Origin of the sequence: Pseudomyxococcus flavus, from assembly GCF_050038885.1 — a bacterium.
GTDB lineage: Bacteria > Myxococcota > Myxococcia > Myxococcales > Myxococcaceae > Myxococcus > Myxococcus flavus.
In genome coordinates this window covers 7,355,722-7,380,007 of sequence record NZ_CP143624.1, presented here as the reverse complement: position 1 = coordinate 7,380,007, position 24,286 = coordinate 7,355,722, and the positions used below count along the sequence as shown (strand labels likewise).

Genomic DNA, 24,286 nt, shown 5'->3' with positions numbered 1-24,286 from the left:
ATGGCCACGCCCCTGCCCGCCTACGTGGCCCGCCGGAGGGCGGACTGGGACGCCCTCCAGGCCCTGCTGGCGCGCCAGCGCTCCGGGACGCTGAAGCTGGACGAGCTGCGCACGCTGGACACGCTGTACCGGCGCGCGTCCGCCGACCTGGCCCACACGCAGACGTTCTACCCGGGGACGGACGCGCACCGCTTCCTCAACCAGCTCTGCGGCCAGGCCTACGCCGCCATCTACCAGCCTCCGCGCGAGCGCTGGCCCGCGGTGCGCGACTTCTTCCGCCGCGAGTTCCCCGCCACGCTGCGCCGCGAGCGCGGCTTCGTGGGCGCCAGCGCCGCGCTGTTCGTCCTGGGCATCCTGCTGGGCGCGGTGGTGGTGCTGTGGGAGCCCCAGGGCGCCGAGCTGCTGGTGCCCTCCGGCGTGCGCCACTACGTGGCCCAGGGCCGCATGTGGACGGACGACATCCTGTCGGTGGCCCCGCCCAACTCGGTGGCGTCGGGCATCGCCACCAACAACCTCACCGTCACCATCGTCACCTTCGCCCTGGGCATCACCTTCGGGCTGGGCACGCTGTTCGTGCTGGTGAACAACGGGGTGCACATCGGCGCCATCGGCGCGCTGTGCGCCCGCGAGGGCATGCTGGGTGGGCTCCTGGACTTCATCGCCGCGCACGGGCCGGTGGAGCTGTCCATCATCGTCATCGCCGGCGGGGCGGGGCTGATGGTGGGCCAGGCGCTCATCGACCCGGGGGAGCTTCCCCGGGGACAGGCGCTGGCGCTGCGCGGGCGGGAGGCGGTGAAGCTGGTGCTGGGCTGCGCGCCCTTCCTCGCGCTCATCGGCGTGGTGGAGGGCTACGTCTCACCCGGCGACCTGTTCCCCACCTGGATGAAGGCGGGGCTGGGGCTGGCCCTGGGGGCGCTCTTCTGGGGCTACCTGCTGCGCGCGGGCAGGACGGACGCGGAGGCCGCGGAGATGCCGGCCGACAGCGCCTCCTGACGCTTGCGCTGACGGTGCCGGAGGATGCGCTCGTAGGCCGCGTTCAGCTCCCGCATCTTCTCCGCCGAGCCGCCGCGGTCCGGGTGCCGCTCCATGGCCAGCGCGTGGTAGCGCGCGCGCACCGTCTCCGCCGAGTCCAGCGGCGACACGCCCAGCAGCCGGTACGGGTCCTGCTCCTCCAGCGCGGAGAGCCACCGGTCCAGCCGGTCCTTGACCTCGATGAACTGCTCGTCCCGGGCGTCCGTGTCCTTCACGGGGTGGGTCCGCACCTTCGCGTCCGCCCGGAAGACGTCGGAGTACACGCTGGACACCCAGCGGTGGCACCCGGAACACCGGAAGTAGCGAACCCGGGTCCCCGGTTGCAGGGTCATCCGGATGCCGCAGTGGGTGCACTCCACATCGACGTTTTCCAGGGTCTGCCAGTTCGCGGCCGCCGCGTTCATCGAACCTTGCTCCCGTTCGCAACACACCTGTAGCAGCGGGGAAGCTCCCACGATGGGCGATCGCGTCAAGAAAATCTCTTCACCTCGGAGTAGAAGGGCCTCCATGCGTCCCGTGCTCCTCGCTGGCCTGCTGCTTGCCACCGCCGCCCGCGCCCAGGCCCCGACCCCGCCGCCCCTGGCGTCCGCGGCCCCGGCGACAGAGCCGGTCGCCTCGGCCTCGCCCTCGGACGACACCGCCCTGCTCCGGGGGCTGCTGGGGGCCGTGAAGCCGGCACCGGAGGAGATTCGGGCCATGGCCATCGAGGACCTGGCCCTGCTGGGAGATGCCCGCGCCCTGGACGCCCTGGCGGTGCTGCTGTGGGACCCCAACCCCCGCATCCAGCAGGCCGCCCTGCGCGCCGTGACGCTGTTCCAGCACGCGCGGGCGGAGGAAATCCTGGCCAACGTGGTGCGCCACCCCCGCCTGCCGGACGCACTGAAGATCCAGGCGCTCAACGGGCTCATCTTCCAGCGCACCCCCACCGCGCGCCGCGCCGTCCAGGACGCCGCCGTGGACGCCCGCCTCACCTCGGGCGTGCAGAACGCCGCGCGCACCGTCGTGTCCCAGTGGGACGCTGTCCGCCGCTGACGCCTCCCCGCCGGGCAGGCAGCCAGGCACCACCCGCCGGGGCGGCGGCCCGGGTCAAGGGCCGATTCCTGGAGAAGTGACGCCCCTGCGCTACACTGCGGCGTCATGAAAATCACCCCGCTCGACATCCGGCAGAAACGGTTCGAAACGGCCCTGCGCGGCTTCTCCCGCCGTGAGGTGGAGGCCTACCTCGAGCTCATCGCCGGCGAGTTCGAGGAGGTGGTGAAGGAGAACATCGCGCTCAAGGAGGAAGTGAAGCGCACCCAGTTCAAGGTCGAACAGCACCAGGAACGGGAGCGCACCCTCCAGGAGACCATGGTCACCGCCCAGCGCATCAGCGAGGACCTGAAGGACGCCGCGAAGAAGGAAGCGGAAATCATCATCGCGGACGCCGAGCACCAGGCGGAGAAGATCGTCCACGGCGCCCACCAGCGGCTGGTGCAGGTGGTGGAGGACATCAACGAGCTGAAGCGCCAGCGCGCGCAGTTCGAATCGCAGGTCCGCTCGGTGTTGGACGCCCATCAAAAGCTGCTGGAGACGTTCAAGAGCCCGGCGTTCGCAGACCGCGACTACGCCCGCGTCGAGGACAACGTGGCCTACCTGTCCCAGAAGAAGGCCAACGCCGACTCCTGACGCACCGCGCAGCATGCCGCGAGGTTGCGGCAATCGGGGGCGAGGCTGTTATGTCAGTGGGAACGTGAGGCCGCCGCACATGCGCCACCTGCTTGTCCTGCTCCTGCTGCTGGCCACCCCGGGTGCCCGGGCCCAGGGACCGGGCGGCACCCCGGGCCCCCACGGCCATGACGTGGTGTACGACGCGGCCCTGGTGCCGCTGACCCGTCCGGCCGAGGTGAGTGGCGAAGTCACGACGAAGCGCTTCCGCATCCTCCACACCGCCGCCGCCACGGCCGCCGCGCACGAGCTCGCCCGCCAGATTGAAGGCGTCCGGGACGCCTTTGGCTCCATCCTGGGCAAGGACTGGCCAGGCGTGACGGAGATTCGCCTGGGCGTGGGGCGCTCGGAGTTCGAGGCGCTGGCGCTGCCCGGCGGCAAGCCCCCGGGCTGGGCCGTGGCCCTGGCCTACCCCGCCCATCAAATCATCCTCCTGGACGCGCTCAGCCTGCATGCCCCCGACGGGCAGCAGACGCTCCGGCACGAGCTGGCGCACGTCGCCCTGGGACAGCTCGCCCCGGAGTGGCCCCGCTGGTTCCAGGAGGGCGTCGCGCAGAACGTCACCGGGGAGCACTTCTCCATCACCCACTACGCCGCCCTCTTCCGCGCCGTGACGCAGGAGCGCGTCTTCCACTTCGAGCACCTGGCGCGGGCCTGGCCGGACGTGCCGTCCGACGTGGAAATCGCCTACGCCCAGAGCGCGGCCTTCGTCGCGCACCTGTCCTCGAAGTTCGGCCCGCAGGGCATGGCCGCGCTCGTGGACGGCGTGGCGCGCGGCGAGCCCTTCGAGACAGCCTTCGGCAAGGCCTTCCGCACCTCGCTGCTGGTGGAGGAGACGGCGTGGCGTGACGGCCTGGCCGCGCGCTACGGCTGGCTGCCCCTCACCACCAGCTCCGCGCTGGTGTGGCTGGGCGCGTCCTTCCTCTGCGTGGCCGCCTACGCCCGGCGCCGCCAGCAGCGGGCCGCCCGGCTGGCGGAGATGGCCGCCCAGGACGCGGCGGAGGACGCCACCCTGCGCCTGCTGGCGGCCCAGGCCGCGGCGGCGAACGCCCAGGCCCCCCTGGCCAGCGCCGCGGACGCGACGTGGCCGGACTGGCCCTCGGGCCCCCCGGGCACGGAGTCCCATGCGCCGCCCCCGGACACGGACGCCGTGCTCGCCGATGGCGCCTCCCCGGACTTCCCGGGTGACGCGGACGACGAGGATGGCCCCCACGGCCGCCCGCCCAAGCCCACCCTGCACTGAGGCCGGTGGCCCCGAGCCCGGCATCGCTACAGGGCCGGCCCTGTAGTTTCTACGGCCGCACTGCTCCTCTGCCTGCCCAGCCCTTCAGGGCAACCTGCTGAATTCACTGGCGATGTGTCTTCTGGTGGCGTTGGCAGCCGGTTTGCTTTGGCCTCCGTACGCGATGCGGAAGGCACTGGACATGAGCGAGCGGGGACGTAAGGCAGCCGTGCTGGCGCGGTTCTTCCGCCAGCAGCCGGATCGAATCTCCGCGCTGTGGCGGCGGATGGTGCTGGCGGCGCCCGACTCCGAGGCCTCGCAGGGCATGCCCACGCAGCTGGACAACCTGGTGGAGCCCTTCATCCGCGAGCTGGGCCGGACGCTGGCGGGTGAGGAGACGAGCCCCTGGAGCCGCACGCGCGCGGTGCTGCGCCTGTCGCCGCACCGGGGGGCCCGCTCCCTCTATGACGAGTTCGCGGCGCTGCGGCGCTGCCTGGTGGACGCCTCCGAGGTGCTCGGCGGCGGGGATTGGGAACGCGAGCGCATCAACCGCGCGGTCGACGAGGCCGTGGACTCCGCGGTGGCGCTCCTGCAACGGATGAAGGACCCGAGGGCGGATGGGCCGCGGGTGCCCTTCGGTGGCTTGGTCGTCGAGTACTTCGAGCGCCCGTCTCGCACGCGGCGCGTGTCACCGGACACAGGAGATGGCCGCACGGCAATGCACTGAGGGCGTGTAGGGGTTGGCCGGCCCGTTCGACTTGACGCCCCCGGCAACGGGCGCGTCCGAGACCGGCGGGAGGGAGTGCGCCTGGGTGGGGGCCCACGGCGCACTGAGTGGGAAGGCGTGCTCCCGCTGGGGAGTGGTGAGCGCGCACCGCGAGCCGCTGGCAAGACGCGTGGATGGGGGTCCACGCGACTCGCCGGTCGGACGGGTCGGCGCATTTGTCGCAGTGGGAGTGCAGTGGCGGCCGTGGGGGCCGCGGGGGTGCAGCATCGGGAGGGGCGCCTACGGGGGTGGGCGCTCCTCCCGTCTTTTTTCTGGCCGTCGCGGCCGCGTCAGTGCGCGTCCGCCCAGCTGCGACCCGCGCCCACCTCCACCTTGAGCGGCACCTTCAGGTCCGCCACCGAGGACATGGCCTGCACCGCCAGGGCCTTCACCTGCTCCACCTCGGCATCGGGCGCCTCGAAGAGGAGCTCGTCGTGCACCTGGAGCAGCATCTGGGTGCGCAGCTTCTGGGCCTTCAACGCCACGTCCACCGCGAGCATCGCCTTCTTGATGAGGTCCGCGGCCGTGCCCTGGATGGGCATGTTGATGGCGGCGCGCTCGGCGGCCTGGGCCACGCCGCGGTTCTTGGAGTTCAGGTCCGCCATGTACCGGCGGCGGCCGTAGAGCGTCTCCACGTAGCCCGTCTTGCGCGCCCGGTCGACCGTCTCCTCCAGGTAGCGCTTGATGCCCGCGTAGCGCGTGAAGTAGCGCTCGATGATGTCGCGGGCCACGTCCTGGGCGATGCCGAGCCGCGCGGCCAGGCCATGGGGCGACAGGCCATAGGCGATTCCGAAGTTCACCATCTTCGCCACCCGCCGCTGCTCCCGGTCCACCTGGTCCGGGGCCACGCCGAACACCTCGGCGGCGGTGCGGGTGTGGATGTCCTCGTCGTGGCGGAAGGCCTCGATGAGCACCGCGTCCTCCGCGATGTGCGCCAGCAGCCGCAGCTCCACCTGGCTGTAGTCGGCGCTGACCAGCTGGTGACCCTCCGCGGCCACGAAGGCCCGACGGATTTCCCGGCCCAGCTCCGTGCGGACAGGGATGTTCTGGAGGTTCGGGTCGGTGGAGGACAGCCGCCCGGTGGCGGTGGCCGCCTGGTGGTAGGTGGTGTGGATGCGTCCGTCCGCGGCCACCAGCGTGGGCAGCGTGTCCAGGTACGTGCTCTTCAGCTTGGACAGGCCGCGGTACTCGATGATGGCGCCGGGGAGCGGGTGCTCCTCGGACAGCTTCTCCAGCACCTCCTGGTCCGCCGAGGGGCCCGTCTTCCCCTTCTTGATGACGGGCAGCTTCAGCTCGTTGAAGAGCACGTCGACGAGCTGCGGGTTGGAGCCGATGTTGAACTCGCGGCCCGCGTGCCGGTAGACCTCCTTCACCTGCGCCTCGACGGCGGCGTCCACCTTCACCGAGGTGCGCGACAGCTCGGCGGTGTCCAGCAGCACGCCCCGCCGCTCCATCTGCGCCAGCAGTGGCAGCAGCGGCAGTTCCAGATCCCGGGCCAGGTCCGCCAGCTTCGCGGCCTCCAGCTCCTTCCACAGCTCGGGCGCCAGCCGGCGGGCGGCCTCGGCGCGGATGGCGAAGCCCGTGGCCACCTCCTCCACCGTGTGGTCCGCCAGGGCGCGGTCCTTCTTGCCCCGCTTGCCCTCGGCGGCGGGCGGCAGCGGCGGCAGCTCCGTGTGCAGCCGCTCGCGGGCCAGGTCCACCAGCGCGTGCTCCCGGCGGGACGGGTTGAGCAGGTAGCTGAGCAGCTCCACGTCGTCGTGGGCGCCGCGCAGGGTGATGCCGTCGTTGGCGAGCACCAGGCAGAGCGCCTTGAGGTCGTGGCCCCCCTTCTTCACCGCCGCGTCCTCCAGCACCTCGCGGAAGGCCGCGGTGAAGGACTCCGGCTTCACCTGCGTGACACCGAGCTGCGCGTGCCGCAGCGGCACATAGGCCGTCTGTCCGTCCGGCAGCGCGAGGCCCAGGCCCACCAGCTTCGCGCCGAAGGGCGCGCCTTCGAAGGCGGGGATCAGTGTGACGGCGCCCTGCTCGCGCACGGCAGCCGCCAGCGTGGCGAGCTCCGCGTCCTCGCTCACCATTTTCGGCGTCACCGTCAGGGGCGCCGGCTTCTCCCTGGCGGCTTCGGGCGCGCCCGCGGCGCCGTCCTGCTGCGGCAGCTCCTTGAGGAGCGCGAAGAACTCCAGCTCGGTGAACAGCTCGCGCGAGCGCTGCGCGTCCAGGGGCCTGCGGGCCAGGTCCGCCATGCGCACGTCCAGCGGCAGGTCCGTCTTGAAGGTGACGAGCTGCTTGGCGCGCAGGAGGCTCTCGCGGTGGGAGGCGATGTTCTCGCGAATCTTCGGCTTCTTCACCTCGTCCAGCCGCGCGAGCAGCGTCTCCACGTCACCGAACTGCTGGATGAGCTCCGTGGCCGTCTTCGGGCCGATGCCCGGCACTTTCGGGACGTTGTCCACCGCGTCGCCGATGAGGGCCAGGTAGTCCCGCATCTGCCGCGGCTCGATGCCCAGGCGGGCCTTCACGTCCGCGGGCAGCGTGTGCACGTCCTTCATCGGGTCGTACAGGCGCACGTCGTCATCGACAATCTGCACGAAGTCCTTGTCGCCGGTGACGACCTGGACGCAGAAGCCCTCCTGCTTCGCCTTCACGGCGAGCGTGCCGATGACGTCATCCGCCTCCCAGCCGGCGACCTCCAGCACGGGCACGTTGATGGCTTCCACCACGCGACGGATGAGGGCGAACTGCGGGACGAGGTCCTCCGGGGGCCCCTCGCGGTTCGCCTTGTACGTGGGGTCAATCTTCTGGCGCTCGGTGCGGCTCTCCTTGTCGAAGGCGAGCGCCACGTGCGTGGGCGTCAGCTCGCGCAGGGCCTTGAGCACCATGCGCGTGAAGCCCAGCACGGCGTTGGTCTGCACGCCCTTGCTCGTCGTGAGCGGAGGGATGGCGTGGTAGGCGCGGAAGATGAAGCCGGACGCGTCGATGAGGACCAGGGTGGGCGCGGAGCGCGAGGGGCTGGTGTCGACCATGCCCCGTGCCTAGCGCGCCCGCCCCTCCCTGTCCATGACGGGCGCTACTTGCAGCCCAGCTCGGCCTTCTTCGCGACGACCATCTCCTCCACGCCGTCGCCCTTGACGGCGTAGTCCAGCGCCACCGCCATGTCGCCGCAGCCGCCCGCGGCCCGGAAGGCCTCCAGCGCCCGGGTGGAGCAGAAGGCCGCCGCCTTGTTGAGGTTCGGGTTGCCCGCGTAGAAGCTGAAGCCCAGCTTCCAGACGCGGCAGGCGCGGCGGTGGTCCTCGCGATCGGCCCAGTGCTTGCCGCGCTGGTAGGACTTCTCCGCGAAGTCCTGGAGGATGTTGCGGCGGTAGAAGGACGGCTTGGACTCGGCCAGGTCCAGCATCAGGGCCTTGTCCGTGGCGAGCGCCTCGCGGAAGGGCTCCGCGGCCTTCTCGGGGTCCTCCGCGGCCAGGAAGCTCTGGCCCGCCTTGAAGAGCTGATCCACCGTGGACATGATCTTCATCAGCTCGTCCGCCTGGGCGTGGTACTGCGCGGCCTCGTAGTTGGCGCGCAGCTTCTGCATGGTGGCCAGCGCCTCGCTGCCGCGACCACTCCAGTAGTCCAGCAGCGCGGCCTGCATCAGCTTGTTGGGGAAGCGCTTCTTGGCCGCCTCCGCGACGACGGTGCGCGGGTCCACGACGCGCTCGTCTCCCGCGAGGACCTCCGCCACCGGGCACACCCACGGCGCCGCGTTGGCGTCCAGGCGCTGCCGCGCGATGAGGAACTTCACGAACAGCGGGTCCTTCGGCCGCCACTCGTTGCGCCGCAGGCGGCCCGTCAGCTTCAGGGTGAAGCCCAGGGGCGGCTGCAGGTCCTCGCGGGACACCGACTGGCACCACACCGCCATGTACACCTCGCAGCGCGGCACGGCGGCGCTCCACTGCGAGTCCCGCAGGTACAGCTTGCAGTCCTCCAGGGCGCGCTTCGTCACCGCCTCCGCGGCCTCGCGAGCCTTGGCACGGGCCCGGCGGAAGTACTCGCTCTCCTTCTGGATCTTCCGGAACGACTCCAGGGCCTCTTCGGGCTTGAGGCGCTCGAGCAGACGCTCACCCTGCGAGTAGTACTCGAAGGACTCCTTCTCCAGCTTGATGCGCCGGATGAGCGTGTTCGCCTCCGGGTGGATGGGGTCCAGGTCCAGCGCCTGGGTGCAGACCTCGTTGGCCTTGTCCCAGTTGGGCGCGCCCAGCTCGCTGGACGCGTAGGAGCGGCACTCGCTCAGCAGCTCCTGGATCTTCGCGGCCTGGTCCTCCTGGGCGGCCGCGGCGGAGGCCGGCACGTCCGCGGGTGGCGGACTGAGGATGGACGACACCATGCCCACCATCAGCAGCACGCCCACCAGGGCTGCCGCGACGACGATGAGCTTCTTGCGCTTCGCGGCCGGGTCCTCGACCGCCCCGCCCCGGCTCGCCGCCCCCGCGCCACGGCGCACCGGCGCCGCGGACGCGTCCGGCTCGAAGGTCATCTCCACCACGCCGAACTGGAGCTGATCCCCCGGCTCCAGCGGCACCGGCGTCTGGTCCAGCGGCTCGCCGTTGAGCAGCGTCCCGTTGGCGCTGCCCAGGTCCCGCACCGTCACGCCGGCGCTGGTGGCCTCCAGCTCCGCGTGCCGACGGCTGACCGAGTCGTCATCCAGCAGGATGCTCGCCGGCGGCTGACGGCCCACCAGCACCTTGCCCTTGAGCGGGTACGTCTGCCCGGCCCAGGGCCCCACCATGCCGCGCAGTGACGGCCCGCCGCGGCCTGGCTCTGGACGCGCGCCGCCGGGCGCGGAACGGGCCGGCCGCGGCCGCTTCGCCAGCTCCGAGCCGGCCGCGCCCTTCGCGGCGCCGGGCCCCTTCTTGATGCTGGGCATGGCCCGGGTGGCCCGAGCACCGCCGCCCTCGCCGCCCACCGGCATCGGCGCCTCCACGTCCGCGGGAGGCTTCGCCGCGCGCCGGGAGCCCGAGGCCCGAGCAGGGGCCTTGAGCCGCAGCGTGTAGTCCCCGAGCAGGACCTCCGACTGAGGCGTCAGCGCCGTGGGCGCCATGATGCGCTTGCCGTCCACGAAGGTGCCGTTCGCGCTGCCCACGTCATCGATGAAGACGGTGCCGCCCTCCTCGAAGACGCGCGCGTGCGTGCGTGACACACCGCCCTCGGTGAGGAGGATGTCACTGCCCTGCTGGCGGCCAATCTTCAGCTCGCCGGTGATGACGAATTCGTTCTCGGTACCGTCAGGCAGACGGACGACCAGGGTGGGCATGGGCGCGTCAGTCCTCGCGGAAGATGCTCATGTTGACGGGGATGCCCTTGCGCTGGAGCTCGTCGTAGAACTTCGGCACGAAGCCGGAAGCGACGTAGCGGCCACGCACCTTGTGGTCCTCCGTGAAGCCATCCTGCTTGAAATAGAAGATGTCCTGGAGGGTCACGATGTCGACCTCCATGCCGGACACCTCGGTGATGAAGCAGATCTTGCGCGTGCCGTCGGAGAAGCGCGTCTGCTGCACGATGATGTGCACGGCGCTGGCGATCTGCTCGCGGATGGCCTTCACCGGCAGGTCCATGCCGGACATGAGCACCATCGTCTCCAGGCGGGCGATGGCGTCACGGGGCGTGTTCGCATGAAGCGTGGTGAGCGAGCCGTCATGGCCCGTGTTCATCGCCTGGAGCATGTCCAGCGTCTCACCGGAGCGGCACTCGCCCACGACGATGCGGTCGGGCCGCATGCGCAGGCAGTTCTTCACCAGCTCGCGGATGGTGATGGCGCCCTTGCCTTCCAGGTTGGGCGGACGGCTCTCCAGTTGCACCCAGTGGTCCTGCGGCAGCTGCAGCTCGGCGGCGTCCTCCACGGTGATGATGCGCTCACCCTCCGGGATGAACGAGCTGATGATGTTCAGCGTCGTCGTCTTGCCGGAGCCCGTGCCGCCGGAGATGACGATGTTGCGCCGGGCCTTGACGCACATCTCCAGGAACTCGGCCATCTGCGCCGTGACGGTCTTGAACTTGATGAGGTCCGAGATCTTCAGCGAGTCCTTCTTGAACTTGCGGATGGTGATGCAAGGCCCCTTCAGCGCCAGCGGAGGGATGATGGCGTTGACGCGGCTGCCATCCTTGAGGCGCGCGTCCACCAGCGGGCTGGACTCGTCGATGCGGCGGCCGATGGGCGCCACGATGCGCTCGATGACGCCGAGCACCGCCTGGTTGGAGGAGAAGGTCTTCTCCGACAGCGTCAGCTTGCCCTTGCGCTCGATGTAGATCTGGTTGGCGTGGTTCACCATGATCTCGCTGATCTCATCCGACGCGAGGAACGCCTCGAGGGGCCCGAGCCCCAGCGCCTCGTTGATGACGTCGGTGAGCAGCTCCTCGCGGTCCACGTCCTCCGGAAGCTCTCCATCCGCTTCCATCTGGTCGATGATGTCGCGGATGGCCTTCTCGGTGCGCCGCCACAGCTCGTCGTCGCCGAGCCGGTCCATGTCCATCCGGCGCAGGTCGAGGTACTCGATGAGGCGGTCGTGGATCTCCTTCTGGAGGCGCGTGTAGCGCTCCACGCGCGGGTCCACCTTGCGCTTGTTCTTCGCCAGCGCGGAGGCCAGCGACGCCGGCATGTTCTTGGGCGAGGGCGCGGGAGGCGGAGGCTCCTCCTCCTCGTAGGGCTCCTCGTCTTCGTAGGCCCCTTCCTCGTCCTCGTAGGGCTCCTCGCCCTGGTCGTCGTAGTACTCCTCTTCCGGCTGGCCCGCGCGGGTCATCGCCGGGCCCTCGTCCTCGAGCGCCTCGACGTTGAGGATGTAGTCGCCGATGTAGACCTGGTCCGTCGGCTTGAGGACCTGGGGCGCGGCAATCTTCTTGCCGTTCACGAACGTGCCGTTCGTGGACTTCATGTCCACGATGATGAACTTCCCGTCCTTGGCGACGATTCGCGAGTGGTACTTGGAGACGTTGCCCTTCGCGAGGATGATGTCATTGCCCGGCAGACGGCCGATGGTGACCTCATTCTTGTGGTACTCGCGCTGCTCGGTCCCGCCGCCCTTTTCCGCGAGGGTGATGAGAAACATGGGGACGGATGCTAGCAAGCCCCCCTTCGACCTCAAAGCGTGAGAACCAGGTCGCACGCTTGCCCGCAAAGCGACGGGCCGGCGTCCCTCCCCAGGAGGGAGGAAGCCGGCCCGTTGGGTGGCCCGTGAAGGCCGCGCTGGAGCGGCGCCCGGGGCGCCCGCCTCAGTCGAAGATGTTGAAGTTCACCTCGGACCGGGCCTGCTTGTAGCGGCTCTTCACGTCCTCGATGATGGTGCGGACCTTGTCGGAGTCCGGGTTGACGATGCGCGGGGTGACGAAGATCACCAGCTCGCGCTTGGTGGAGTCGAACCCGCGGCTCTTGAAGAGCTCGCCCACGATCGGGATGTGGCCCAGGCCCGGAATCTTCGACACCGACTTCTGCTCGTCGTGGCTGAACACGCCGGAGAGGACGATGGTCTCACCGTGGCGCACGGTGACGTTGGTCTTCACCTTGCGGGTGCGGAAGCCCGGGATGGACGCCGAGCCGCCGAAGGACACCGCCACGGACGTGTCGATCTCGGACGCCTCCGCCTCGATCTCCGTCTGGATGTTGCCGTTGCGGTCCGCGGTGGGGCGCAGGTTCAGGATGACGCCGTACTTCTTGAACTCCACCGTGAACTGGTTGTTGGTGATGAGCGGGATGGGCACCTCGCCGCCGGCGAGGAACTCCGCCTTCTCGCCGCTGGCGCACACCAGCTTGGGCTGCGCGAGCAGGCGGCCATAACCGTCGTTGCCCTGGAAGCCGAAGGAGAAGTCCGCGGAGGCGTTGAGGCCGATGTTGGCCACGCCGGAGCCGAAGGTCCCCGGGAAGAGCTCCTGGGTGATGGTGGAGACCGCCGTCGCGGTGCCGGTGATGTCCGTGGGGTAGCGGATGCCGTAGCGGTCGCGGCTGTTGCGGCGGATCTCCACGAACTGGACCTCGGAGAGGATCATCCGCTTGATGCCCACCACGAGGAGGTTCTCCACCTTCTCGCCAATGGCCTTGGTGATGAGCTCCGCCTTCTGGAGGTCCTGCTGGCTCTCCACCGAGCCCTCCAGGAAGATGGTGGCGCCCACCACGTTGGCCTGCACGTTCTTCAGGCCCGCCTTCTGGAAGGCCGCGTTGAGGTTCTGGGCCACCAGCTTCTTGGCGTTGGGGGCAATCTTCACGAACGACTTCACGTTCGGGTACAGGCCCACCACCTGCTCGATGCGGTCGGCGTCCTGCGTGGTGTAGGCCTGGCCGTCCAGGTAGATGCGGTCACCCACCATGCGGACGGAGACGCCTTCGATCTCCCCGAGCAGGCGCTTGATCTCGGTGATGATCTCGTTGGGGTCCTGCTTGCGGACCGACACCAGGTAGCTGACGCGCTGACCGGACGACTTCCAGACGAGCAGCGTCGTGCGGCCCTCGGCCTGGCCGGTGATGAGGAGCTGGCCGGAGCCCAGCGTCTTCACGTCCGCGATGCTCGGATCGCCGAGCGCGACGCGGCTGAGGCCAGGGATGGTGACCACCTTCTGGGAGCCCACGCCGATGCTGATGTTGGTGCCATCCTGCGCCAGGGCGCTACCGCCCGCCACCAGTGCGATGAGGGCGCCAAGCGCCGCGGCATGCGTGATGCGTGTGAACATCGTCCGTGTCCCTTCTTCTCTTCCAGAAGTCCGAGCTAACCCAACGTTCCGTGCTGCCACCACAGAGCCCAGAAGGTGCCGAGCGCGATGGCCACGCCGTAAGGAATGTGGCGCTGGGGGGCGGGGTTCTCGTCCGCGCTCGCAAGCCGGACCCGAACCGCCCACCGACGCACCACCGCCGCCAGCGTGTCCCAGACCGCCCCTTGCCAGAGCAGCGTCACCACGGCCTGCAGTGCCCCCACCAATGAGATGAAGGCCGCTGCCGCGAGCACCGCCGGGAATCCCAGCACGGTGCCCACCCCTCCCATCAACTTCACGTCGCCCCACCCCATCCGCCCGCGCAGCGCCGCTGGCAGCAGCAACAACGCGAGTCCTGCCCCCGACACCAGCCCGCTGACGAGGCCCTGGTCCAGGTCCCCCACCCCTTCGGTGGCGAGACGCACGCCCAGGCCCACCGCCATCAGCGGGTAGGTGACCACGTCGAGGATCTCGCGGCGAAGCACATCCGTCACCACCGAGATCACGAGGGCCACTCCGAGAACCATCCAAAGCGCGATTTGAACAGGCGTCATCAGCGCCTGTCCCATTCGCGGCAGGCGTCCGGTATCAAACCAGGGACGCCCGGAGCCCGTCAATTGGCGAACAACCAGAAGCCCCGCAAGACGGGGCTTGGGTCATCGCGTTATCGGAGCAAGAGACGGATTTTCTCGCTGCAGATGAAATACTCGTCCCCGTCCTCGACCTTGCGGCGCTTGATGCGCTGCTTGTTGAACCAGGTGCCGTTGGACGAGCCGAGGTCCTCGATGATCCAGTCGTCCCCCTCGCGGAGGATGACGGCGTGCTCGCGAGAGACCTTGCCGGAGTTGATGACGAAGTCGCAGTGCTTGCCGCGCCCGATGACGAAGCGATCCTTGACGATCTGCTCCTGCTCACCCGACTCGGTGACGAGGTACAGCGCCCCGCCCTCCTCCTCCTCGGCCAGGTCGTCCGCGGGCTCTTCCTCGGCCTCTTCCGGGGGCGGCTCCTCGTCCATGAGGCCCGGGTCCTCGGCCTCGGGCAGCGGCTCCTCGTCCTCGACCAGGTCGTCGGCCGGCGGGGGCGGCTCGCTGTTCTTGCCCTTGATGAGGCGCTCGAGCTCGGCGGCGGTCTCCAGGACGCGCTCGGCGACCTCGCGACGCACCGGGTCGTTGTCCAGGCCGTTGGCGGAGGCGCGCTCCTCCGGCGTGGCGCGCACGGGCGGGCGCACTGGGGCGGGCGTGGGCTCCGGCTTGGGCGCGGGCGCCAGCACCGGCGGCGAGGACGGACGGACCGGCGCGGCCTGCACGGGCTTCACCGGCGCGGAGGCAGCGGCCACCGGCGCCATGGCGGCCTCGGAGCGGGACTTCACTTCGAGGAAGCCGTTCAGGCGCGCGAACATGAAGAGCGCCTGGTTGATCAGCGCATCGCGATCCGAGCCCATCTGCTGGGCCATGTCTTCGTACGTCTCCCACAGGTGGTCGGCGATACCGACCTTGCGGGCAGGACGGGAGTTCTGATCGATCATCGGTCTTGACTCGCGTGAAACTGGAAGCCCCGGACGATAGCAGAGGCCTCCATTCCCGCCCAGTTACTCGAAGGGGACAAATCCCAGGGACTGCGCCCGGTTGTCGTAGATGGCTTGCAGGCTGATCTGGAGGATGCCGTCCGCCGACGGGTAGGCGATGTAGGCAAAGTCCGCCTCCCCATTCTGGGCGGCCGTGACCGGCCCAGGCAGCGAGTAGAACGCCAGCCCCGTGCCCGCCGTGACATCCGGCGTGAGGATGTAGGTCCGGATGCCGGCAGCCACCGTCACTGCGTAGCGGTCGCCTCGACGCACCTCACGCCCGACGGCCGCCACCCGGATGTGCAGTGGAGGGGGCGGCTGGGGGAAGAGGGCCTGATTGGGGACCGGCGGCGTCTGCGGGTCTTCGTCGTCGTCGACGTAGAACCCTTCCGGGTGGAAGAAGTACTCGGTGGGCATGCTGTAGCTCGATGCCCCCGTCACATCCCGCGACAGGAAGGTACCAGCCTCATCGAAGAGCACGAAGGGCTGATCACCGCCCGCGCGCACGGTGAAGCGCGGCAGGCTGGCGCACTCGGTGGGAATCTCCTGCGTGTCCGGGATGACGAAGCGCACCCGGGTGGTCCCCGGAACGGGCTCCACGGCAGAAATCGACAGGTCGACGGCGCACAGTGCTTCCGAGCTCTCGAGAACGATGATGTCCCCTGCCCGCGCGTTCGCGGCGACGGCGGCCTCGGCCTCGAAGCGCCGGGGGTCATCGACATTGCGATCCAGACTGTTCAGCCCCGGGAGCCCGCCCTGGTAGATGATGCGGTAGAAGCCGTTGGGCACCGAGCCCTCGTAGAGCACCGACCGCTGGAGCGTCGGATCCTGGGTCACCATCACCAGGTCCGCGGTCTCGATGGTCACCGGAAGCTCGTTGCTGTCCAGAAGTGACACGATGGAGCGCGCCGTCGCGGCCGACAGGTCGAACTGGCGAAGGTCGCCGGCCGAGAACATCGTGATGTAGCCGTTGGACGCCGGCATGACCCCCAGCAGCGGGACGGTGATGACGCCTGACGACGCATCATCAAGGGTGATGTTCAGGGGCGCATTGGGGATGAGTGCCAGCCCGGTGGGAATGCCGCCCGCCGGGTAGATGGGCAGCATGGGGGCACCGCTGAGGTCCCGCGCCGTCTGTCCCGGGGGTGACGACTCGAGGTCCACCGCGAGCACCCCTGAACACTCACGTGCGCCCGCGCACGCGGACTCGTCCCGGATGCCGAAGAGGTAGCGCCCCGCGTTGAGGGTCTCCACATTGGGGATCTCCGCGCGGGGGTGGCTCACGAGGAGCCGCACGGGCACGTTGCCGAAGCCCGCGGAGACGTCCAGCGTGGGCGCGGAGGGCTGGAGGCAATCCGCGACCGGCCCGGAGTCCGTGACGACCAGCGTGCGGCCCGAACGGCCCGACGCCTGCCGCGTGGCCACCGCGAACTGCCCCTGCCCTGCCAGCATCGTCATGGACAGGATGGACTCCCCCGGCTGGAGGCAGAACACCGTCACTGGCGGCGGTAGCGGGGCGGGCTCGGCGGCCAGGAGGGCATCGGGACCTGGGATTTCCTGCCGGAGGATGCGTGCCCCGCCGGTGTCGGTGTCGAAGACGCCGTCGGGGTCCTGGATGGCGAAGTACAGCGTGCTGGGCTCATCCGTCTCGGGCGCGGGAGAGCGCGCGGCGAACGCGGTGACGATGCTTGGCGCCTGGAGGCGGACCACCTGCCGGAGCAGCTCGCGCGCCGCGGCCACCACCGAAATCTCCGAGGAGCCCGAGCTGCGGGCGTAGATGTAGGGCCCCGGGACGTCGTCTCCCGTGGCGCTGAAGCCCACATCGCGCGTGAGCGCATCCGGGCGGTCCAGCACTGGGATGGACAGCGCCTCCAGCGGGTTGGGCGCGGGGACGAAGGCGCGGGGATTGGACGCCACGTCGAGCACGCGCAGCTCGTCCCGGTCCGACGACGTGACGAAGACGAAGTCTCCGGTCAGCGTGACGTCGAAGGTACCGGACAGGCCGGCGAAGCCGGTCGTCACGTCGGTCGCGGAGCAACTACCGGCCAGGCCGGCGCACGCGAACAGGGCTGCAAGGGCGCTGCGCTTCACGGGGAGGTCTCCTGGCACAGGCTGGTGCCCTGGCGCGGGTCACGCCCCTGCCGGGCGCCGAGCCTCGCCACCAGCCGGGCATTCTGCGGCCGGTCAAGGTCGGGGATGTCGATGATGGCCACGCGGCCATCACCAAAGGTGCTGGCGAAGATGCGAGCGGCATTGCCCCGAATGTCCGCGGCGAGCCCGAAGGGCTGGCTGGGGTTGTTCGGGTCATTGTCGCCCACCTGCACCTGGGCGACGAGCTGCCCCACTTCCTCGTCGAAGATGACGACGGCCTCGTCGCCGCTGCCCGTCACCGCCACGAGGTTGCCGCGGCCTTCGCCGCGCGGAATCACTTCCAGCTCGCTGGCGCCCGCGGGCATCGGAAGCGCGGACACGATGCGCACCGTGGGGAGGTTCCCCGCCTCGGGCGCCGTGCCCGCCGCGTTCAGGACGTCCAGGACGAGCAGCGTGTCCGGACCGCGCGCCAGCAGGTACACGCGCTCATCCACGATGGTCTGGTCCGGCTGGGCCGGGTCGGGGACGCGCGTGGCCGCGGGCACCACCGCCACCCCGCGCGCCTCGCGCACCGAGTAGGACAGCTCGAGGTCGGTCTCCAGCACCCGCCCTGGCGTCGTCCGGTCCACCAGCCGCAGGATGAAGCGCGCGGGCAGCGCGCCCAGCATGTTCGACGAGGAGTTCCGCCCGGACGCGTACACGTACCGGCTGCCAATCGCCGTCGCGTGCGCCACGCCGGAGAGCCGGTCGTTGGTCCCCAGCACCACGAACTCGTTGACGTCCAGCGCCTCGCGCGTGGGGTTCGCTGCGGGCAGGTTGAGCAGGTAGCCCTCCAGGTCCGCCTCGGCGGTGGCCGACGCCGGGCCCGCCAGCTCCGTGTGCGTCACCCAGACGCGGGCGTCCTCACCATTCCCCGCCACGCTCACGCCCAGGGGGCCCGGCGCCGACGGCAGCCCATTGGAAGAGCCCGGCACGTCCAGCAGGGACAGCGCGTTGACGCGGCAGTCGCGGTCGCCGCCCTGGACGCAGCTCAGGGTGAGGCCGTCCGCCCCCACGTCGATGGCGTGCAGCAGGCTGCCCTCGGCGCGCGCCGGGACGAAGAGCCGCGGTGGACGCCCTGGCGGGCTCCACATCGCCATCTCTCCGGCGAAGCTCTGGATCTGCAGGTAGGACTGCGGGCCAATCCCCAGCGAGGTGACGTCGTTGGGCAGGCTCTCCGAGGGGTCGAAGGGCGTTCCGAAGGGCCGCACGCCCACCGCGTCCAGGTCCAGTGCGACGACCGAGCCGGAGTCATAGCACTTGTCGAAGTTGGCGCTCGCCACGTAGAGGTATCCGTTGGTGGACGGACCCGTCTCGGGGCGCCAGAAGGCAAGGCCACTCGGGTAGACGAGCCGGGTGGTCGGAGGGGGCTTGCTCTCGGAGCCGACGTCACACGACACGAGAAGCAACGCGGAGGTCAGAAGGTAGGCGCGCATCAGAGGGGGGCGGAGTGTAGGGAGGGGCCTCCCCCCGGGCAACCGGAAACGCGGCGCGCCATTCCCGTGCGCCCGGCGCCCGACGCCTGCGTGCCCCCCGGGGTGCTTCATTCCCCGGAGGGCAGGCAGGCCACCCGTCAGGCCGCGGCCGTCTCGGCTTGAATCTTCGAGAAGTCGGCCACCTGGTTGAACAGGGCGCCAATCTCCACGAGCAGCCGGATGCGGTTTTCCCTGAGAGCCTTGTCCTCGGCCATCACCATCACCTTGTCGAAGAAGGTGTCCACGACAGGCTTCAGGCTGGTGATTTCCCGCAGGGCACCGGCGAAGTCATCCGCGCGCACCAGTCCGGACACGGAGTTCCGGGCCTGGGTGAAGGCGGCGTGGAGGTTCCGCTCGGGCTCGTCCACCAGCTTCTGGGGGTTGGTCTCCCCGCCCTGGACGTCGCGCCCCTGCTTCTCCACGATGTTGACCACGCGCTTGAAGGCCACCGCCAGCGGCTGGAAGTCCGCCCGCCCCACGATGAGGCTCAGCGCCTCCAGGCGCTTCTGGGCGGCCACCAGGTCGTCGAAGCCGGCGGAGAGCACGGCCTCCACCACGTCCGTGCGGTGCTGCTCGCCCCACAGCGCCTTGAGGCGGCCGCGGAAGAACTCCAGCACCTGCTCGCGCGGGGCGGCGTCCCCGGCCTTGCGCTTGACGTTGGCAAGCTTCGGCGCCAGCAGCCGCAGCGCCTCGTCCACGGCGGCCGTCAGGCTGAAGCGATAGCCACGGCCCAGCACCAGCCGGATGATGGCGATGCACGCGCGCCGCAGGGCGAACGGGTCCGCCGCGCCGGTGGGCGCCTTGCCGATGGCGAAGATGCCGCACAGCGAGTCCAGCCGGTCCGCGATACCGATGAGCGCGCCCGCGTCCTGCGTGGGCAGCGCGTCCTCGGCGCCGCGCGGCAGGTAGTGCTCGGCGATGGCCAGGGCCACCGCTTCCGGCTCGCCGCCCGCGCGGGCGTACTCGCGGCCCATGATGCCCTGGAGCTCGGGGAACTCGCCCACCATGCCGGTGACGAGGTCCGCCTTGGCCAGCGTGGCCCCGCGCTCGATGGTGGCCGCCTCCCCTGCCTTGCCGGACTGCGCCGCCAGCCACAGCGCCAGCGAGCGGAAGCGCTCCACCTTCTCCTGGTAGCTGCCCAGCTGCCCCTGCCACACCACGCGGCCCAGCTTCTCCACGCGGTCGATGAGCGGCGTCTTGCGGTCCTCGTCGAAGAAGAACCGGCCGTCCGCGAGCCGCGCGCGCAGCACGCGCTGGTAGCCGCGCAGGCTGAGCTGCTCGTCACGCACCGGCGTGTTGGACACGGCGATGAACTTGGGCAGCAGCTTGCCCGCGCCGTCCACCAGCGAAAAGTAGCGCTGGTGGCTCTTCATCTCCTGCACCAGCACCTCGGGAGGCAGGTCGAGGTGGCGCTCCTCGAACGTCCCCACCACCGGGCTCGGCAGCTCGACCAGGTTGGTGACCTGGTCCACCAGCGCCTCGTCCTCCAGCAGCTGGGCGCCGGCCTTGCTCGCCGCCGCCTTCACCTTCTCCACCAGCTGCGCGCGGCGCTTCGCGATGTCCGCCACCACGTGCGCCTTCTCCAGCACCGCCTCGTAGTCCGCCGGAGCCTTCAGCTCGATGGCACCGGGCGCCAGGAAGCGGTGCCCCCGCGTGGCGCGGCCGCTCGACACGTCACCGAACACCACGGGCAGCACATCGCCGCCCAGCAGCGCCACCAGCCACTGCACCGGCCGCGCGAAGGACGTGTCCACGTCGCCCCAGCGCATGGACTTGCGGAAGTTGATGGCGTGCACCGCCGTGTGCAGCGCGTCCTTGAGGATGTCCGCAGCCGGGCGGCCCTTCTCCTCCACGCGCGCGGACAGGTACTCACCCTTGGGCGTGGTGGCGCGCCCGAGCTGCTCCACCGTGAGCTTGAGGCCCTCGGCGAACTTCTCCGCCGCCTTGGTGGGCTTGCCCTGTGCGTCGAAGGCGGCCTTGGCGCTGGGGCCCAGCACCTCCTTCACGATGTCCTCGCCCGCGTCCGCCACGTCCTTCACCCACACGGCCAGGCGCCGGGGCGTCCCGAAGGTGCGGACCTCGCCGTGCTTGAGGCGGGCCTCGGCCATGCGCTCGGTGAGGATGCGCTCGAGGTCATCCAGCGCGGGGCCGATGAACGACGCCGGAATCTCCTCGGCGCCCACTTCCAGGAGCAGGTCACGCGCCATGGGCCACCTCCGCCTTCTGCTTCTTCTCCACGGGCTTGTTGAGCTGCACGTGCTTCCAGTAGTCGCTGGCCGGCTTGCCCTCCAGCACCGGGGGCTGCTCGCCCACCGTCCACGGTGACTTCAAGAGCGGGTAGCCCAGCCGCTCGCGCATCTGGAGGTAGCCCTCCGCGCACAGCCTGGCGTTGTCGCGCACGCGCTTGATGAAGTTGGCGCGCTCGGTGACGGAGATGGCGCCGCGCGCGTCCAGCAGGTTGAAGGTGTGCGAGCACTTCAGCGCGAAGTCATACGCGGGCAGCGGCAGCTGACGCTCGATGAGCCGCTTGCACTCCTTCTCGTACGCGTCGAAGAGCGCGAAGAGCATCTGCGCGTCCGACTCCTGGAGCGCGTACTTGCTCATCTCCACCTCGTTCGGGTGGAACACCTCGCGGTACTTCACGCCCTTGACCCACTCGATGTCGAAGACGTTCTCCACGTTCTGCAGGTACATGCAGATGCGCTCGAGCCCGTAGGTGAGCTCCGCGGAGACGGGCTTGCAGTCGAAGCCGCCGCACTGCTGGAAGTAGGTGAACTGCGTCACCTCCATCCCGTCGCACCAGACCTCCCAGCCCAGGCCCCAGGCGCCGAGCGTGGGCGACTCCCAGTCGTCCTCGACGAAGCGGATGTCGTGCTCGAGCGGGTCGATGCCAATCTTGCGCAGCGACTCCAGGTACAGCTCCTGGACGTTCTTCGGCGCCGGCTTGAGGATGACCTGGAACTGGTGGTGCTGGAACAGGCGGTTGGGATTCTCTCCGAACCGGCCGTCCGCGGGGCGCCGCGAGGGCTGCACGTACGCCACGTTCCAGGGCTCCGGGCCCAGGGCACGCAGGAAGGTGTACGGGGCCATCGTGCCCGCGCCGACCTCGACATCGTAGGGCTGCGTGTTGATGCAGCCCTGATCGGCCCAGTGCTTCTGGAGCGTGAAGATAAGGTCCTGAAAATACATAGCGCGCGGACCCTAGTGACGGGGGTCCGGAGCGTCAAGGACGGCGCTCAGTCCTTGTAAAGTGGGAGATCCGCCAGCCGAATCTGGATTTTCGTCTCCTCGCCCGGCTTGATGGGCGCCGACAGCAGGCGGCTCTCCGGCTCCGCGTTCGTCGGGTCCACGACGCGGAACCGGTAGACCCCCACGGGCAGCGGGAACTTCTTCAGGGGCGTGGTGCCCAGCTGGGTGGCCCCATCGAACACGGCCGCCCGCGGCACCGTATAGAGCGTCACCCACCCCAGGCCCGCCTTCGCGGCCCCCTTCGGCGTGCTCGTGTCCAGCACCTCCGCCATTCCCTCCGGGTCCTGGGTCACGGTGGTGACGGGCTCGTCCTCGGGACGGGTGGCCGCGACAGGGGGCGTCGACGCCGGGCCTGACGCCTTGCCCGACTCACCGCCAGCCCCTGTGGAAGACGCCTTGGCGCTGACGGCTTCAGGCACGGCCTTGGAGGCGGACGCCAACCGGGCGGGTGAAGTGGCGTCCTTGCCCTTGCGCGTGGGGGCGGGCTTCGAGGACGGCCTGGCCTTGTCGCCCGCGGGCTCCTTGGCAGCCTCGGCGTTGGGCGCCTCGGCCGGAGCTTCCGCGACCGGATCCGAGGGCTTCGGCTCCGGCTGCGCCGCAGGGCGCGGGAACCCCGGCGGAGGCCCTGCCTGTTGCGGCGGCCACGGCGCGTTCGCGGGGTCTGCCTCGGGCGGAGGGTCCAGCTCCGCCTTCACCCAGGTCTTGGCGGCTTCGTACCCGGGCTGCAGTTGCGCACGCACGGCGGGCAGCGTCGCCGCCCACCCCAGGCCCCCCAGCACGGCCAGCAGGAACAGGCGCCCGGCCCACCGTGACGGCGGGCGGACGGCGGGCGTTTCCACCGGCGTATCCGTGGGGAGCGGCGCCCCGGCGCGGGCCGGTCGAACCGTGGTGCGAGCCCCTTCCGCGCCGGGTCGTGGCGGTCGCGACGGGAGCCGCTGGGTCCGCAGGTCGCTGGGCTCGTCGAACAGCTCGGGCTCCGCGCGAGACTCGTGCCGGGGCCCTGTCCGCGGCCGTGGGGTCCGTGACGCAGCGGCCCCCTCGTGCCCACCGCGCGGGGAGCGCGGCGCCGGGGCGGCGGCATCGGCCGTGCGGCGTTGGGGCGCGGGCTTGGGCGCGCTGCCTCCCCCCGCGCTGCCCTGCCCCCGCGGCGACGGGGCGTCCCCGGGTCGTCGGGTGGGGGCGGCCCTCGGCGCGCTTGCGCTCGCACCTCCGGAGCGGCCAGCTCCCGGCGACGCGGGGCGGGCGCGAGGCGCAGGCATCTGGGACGTCGGTGCGGTATCGGAGCCATCGTCCTGTTGAAGGGCGCCAGCGGCCTCGCTGACGCGGGCATCCTCGGCCCGGCTGGCCAGCTCCAGCAACGTGCGCGTCTTCTGGCGCTTGTCCGCGAAGAGGTCGCCCATGACGGCGGTGACGCCGTCCTCGTCGAACAGCTCCGAGCCCAGCGCCGCCTCGATGGCACGCGCCATCTCCCGGCAGTTGGTGAACCGCTGTGACACGTCCCGGGCCAGCGCCCGCATCACCACCGCTTCGAGCGCCTCTGGCACATCCGGGTTGATGCTGCGCGGAGCCGGAATGTCGGCCTCCACGATCTGGAGCATCACCGCCGCCTCGTGCGGCCCGGTGAACAGGCGCTGCCCGCACAGCAGCTCGTGCAGCATGACGCCCACGGAGAACAGGTCGCTGCGGCCGTCCAGGGTGGCCACGCCCCGCACCTGCTCGGGGGACATGTAGCCGCTGGTTCCCTTCACCGTGCCCACCTGCGTGCGGCCCAGCCGCCCGCGCGCCTTGGCGATGCCGAAGTCGATCACCTTGACGACGCCGTCGTACGTCAGCATCACGTTCTTCGGCGACACGTCGCGGTGCACCACCACCGCGGGCCGGCCCGACGGGTCCGTGAAGTGGTGCGCATAGTGCAGGCCCAGGCAGGTATCCCGGATCACCCGCCCGACGAAGCCCATCGGCAGCGGGTAGCCCTGGCGCGCGGCGGCCTTCACCACCTGCTCCAGGTTCTGCCCGGGCAGGAACTCCATGGCGAGGTACAGCTCCCCGCCCTCCTCGCCCAGGTCGAACACCTGCCCGATGTTCGCGTGCGAGAAGGCCGCGGTGATGCGCGCCTCATCCAGGAACATCTGGACGAACTGCTCGTCCTTCTTGATGTCCGGGAGAATCTGCTTCACCGCGACGAACTTGCGAAACCCTCCAGGCCCCGACGTGTACGCCAGGAACAGCTCCGCCATGCCTCCCATGGAGAGGCGTGTGAGGATTTCGTACTTTCCGATGCGCCGCCCCCGATCGGGATCATCTCCAGCGCCACCCTGCATGGTCATGCAGCGCGGCATGTTATCGCCCGCCTGGGTCCACGTCGACCTTCGACTCGAGCCGTGGTGTCCCGGGTCCGCCCAGGCCACAGCGGCGCCTCCGGCTGACAGCCGGCCCGTCCA

Annotated in this window: 17 protein-coding genes; 5 read left to right on the top strand and 12 right to left on the bottom strand. The window is 70.3% G+C overall.

All coding sequences use genetic code 11. From position 1 onward, the window contains the following. Positions 1 to 993 (top strand): stage II sporulation protein M, encoded by a 993-nt coding sequence (locus VZL07_RS30670; protein ID WP_426751490.1) that lies wholly within the window; start codon positions 1 to 3, stop codon positions 991 to 993. Here VZL07_RS30670 and VZL07_RS30665 read toward each other — a convergent pair. Beyond that, positions 927 to 1,436: a J domain-containing protein gene (locus tag VZL07_RS30665; protein ID WP_426751489.1), complete on the bottom strand. Its 510-nt coding sequence runs from the start codon at positions 1,434 to 1,436 to the stop codon at positions 927 to 929. The two genes, VZL07_RS30670 and VZL07_RS30665, sit on opposite strands and share 67 nt — an antisense overlap. 103 nt (positions 1,437 to 1,539) lie before the next feature. Here VZL07_RS30665 and VZL07_RS30660 point away from each other — a divergent pair, with 103 nt between their 5' ends. From VZL07_RS30660 to VZL07_RS30645, 4 genes are all read left to right on the top strand, one after another. Continuing rightward, positions 1,540 to 2,064, top strand: coding sequence for a HEAT repeat domain-containing protein (locus tag VZL07_RS30660; RefSeq protein ID WP_426751488.1), 525 nt, complete (start codon positions 1,540 to 1,542; stop codon positions 2,062 to 2,064). Positions 2,065 to 2,169: 105 nt separating this feature from the next. After that, positions 2,170 to 2,697 (top strand): DivIVA domain-containing protein, encoded by a 528-nt coding sequence (locus tag VZL07_RS30655; RefSeq protein WP_426751487.1) that lies wholly within the window; start codon positions 2,170 to 2,172, stop codon positions 2,695 to 2,697. Positions 2,698 to 2,776: 79 nt separating this feature from the next. Beyond that, a complete protein-coding gene (locus VZL07_RS30650; RefSeq protein ID WP_426751486.1) occupies positions 2,777 to 3,979 on the top strand; it encodes a peptidase MA family metallohydrolase in 1,203 nt (400 codons plus the stop codon). Between the two features lie 163 nt (positions 3,980 to 4,142). After that, the gene (locus VZL07_RS30645; RefSeq protein ID WP_426751485.1) at positions 4,143 to 4,685 is read left to right on the top strand and encodes a hypothetical protein; all 543 of its coding nucleotides are present in this window, start codon (positions 4,143 to 4,145) and stop codon (positions 4,683 to 4,685) included. 329 nt (positions 4,686 to 5,014) lie between these two features. Here the strand turns inward: VZL07_RS30645 and polA are convergent, their stop codons facing one another. From polA to VZL07_RS30590, 11 genes are all read right to left on the bottom strand, one after another. After that, a complete protein-coding gene (polA, locus tag VZL07_RS30640; protein WP_426751484.1) occupies positions 5,015 to 7,741 on the bottom strand; it encodes a DNA polymerase I in 2,727 nt (908 codons plus the stop codon). A 44-nt stretch (positions 7,742 to 7,785) separates the two neighbouring features. Beyond that, positions 7,786 to 10,008, bottom strand: a complete 2,223-nt coding sequence (locus VZL07_RS30635) for an FHA domain-containing protein (RefSeq protein WP_426751483.1) — start codon at positions 10,006 to 10,008, stop codon at positions 7,786 to 7,788. A 7-nt stretch (positions 10,009 to 10,015) separates the two neighbouring features. Beyond that, complete coding sequence (locus VZL07_RS30630) at positions 10,016 to 11,797, bottom strand: ATPase, T2SS/T4P/T4SS family (protein WP_426751482.1); 1,782 nt, start codon at positions 11,795 to 11,797, stop codon at positions 10,016 to 10,018. 163 nt (positions 11,798 to 11,960) lie between these two features. Beyond that, positions 11,961 to 13,409, bottom strand: a complete 1,449-nt coding sequence (locus VZL07_RS30625) for a type II and III secretion system protein family protein (RefSeq protein ID WP_426751481.1) — start codon at positions 13,407 to 13,409, stop codon at positions 11,961 to 11,963. Positions 13,410 to 13,444: 35 nt separating this feature from the next. After that, positions 13,445 to 13,981: an A24 family peptidase gene (locus VZL07_RS30620; RefSeq protein ID WP_426757409.1), complete on the bottom strand. Its 537-nt coding sequence runs from the start codon at positions 13,979 to 13,981 to the stop codon at positions 13,445 to 13,447. Positions 13,982 to 14,091: 110 nt separating this feature from the next. Continuing rightward, positions 14,092 to 14,952: an FHA domain-containing protein gene (locus tag VZL07_RS30615; RefSeq protein WP_426751480.1), complete on the bottom strand. Its 861-nt coding sequence runs from the start codon at positions 14,950 to 14,952 to the stop codon at positions 14,092 to 14,094. A 63-nt stretch (positions 14,953 to 15,015) separates the two neighbouring features. Next, the gene (locus tag VZL07_RS30610) at positions 15,016 to 17,082 is read right to left on the bottom strand and encodes a hypothetical protein (RefSeq protein ID WP_426751479.1); all 2,067 of its coding nucleotides are present in this window, start codon (positions 17,080 to 17,082) and stop codon (positions 15,016 to 15,018) included. Beyond that, positions 17,079 to 18,557 (bottom strand): YncE family protein, encoded by a 1,479-nt coding sequence (locus tag VZL07_RS30605; protein ID WP_426751478.1) that lies wholly within the window; start codon positions 18,555 to 18,557, stop codon positions 17,079 to 17,081. The genes VZL07_RS30610 and VZL07_RS30605 overlap by 4 nt, the downstream gene beginning before the upstream one ends. A gap of 137 nt (positions 18,558 to 18,694) precedes the next feature. Next, positions 18,695 to 20,803: a glycine--tRNA ligase subunit beta gene (gene glyS / locus VZL07_RS30600; RefSeq protein ID WP_426751477.1), complete on the bottom strand. Its 2,109-nt coding sequence runs from the start codon at positions 20,801 to 20,803 to the stop codon at positions 18,695 to 18,697. Then, a complete protein-coding gene (gene glyQ / locus VZL07_RS30595; RefSeq protein ID WP_426751476.1) occupies positions 20,793 to 21,785 on the bottom strand; it encodes a glycine--tRNA ligase subunit alpha in 993 nt (330 codons plus the stop codon). Before glyQ ends, glyS begins: the two co-directional genes overlap by 11 nt. 47 nt (positions 21,786 to 21,832) lie before the next feature. Continuing rightward, positions 21,833 to 24,172 (bottom strand): protein kinase domain-containing protein, encoded by a 2,340-nt coding sequence (locus tag VZL07_RS30590; RefSeq protein ID WP_426757408.1) that lies wholly within the window; start codon positions 24,170 to 24,172, stop codon positions 21,833 to 21,835. Positions 24,173 to 24,286: the final 114 nt, after the last annotated feature.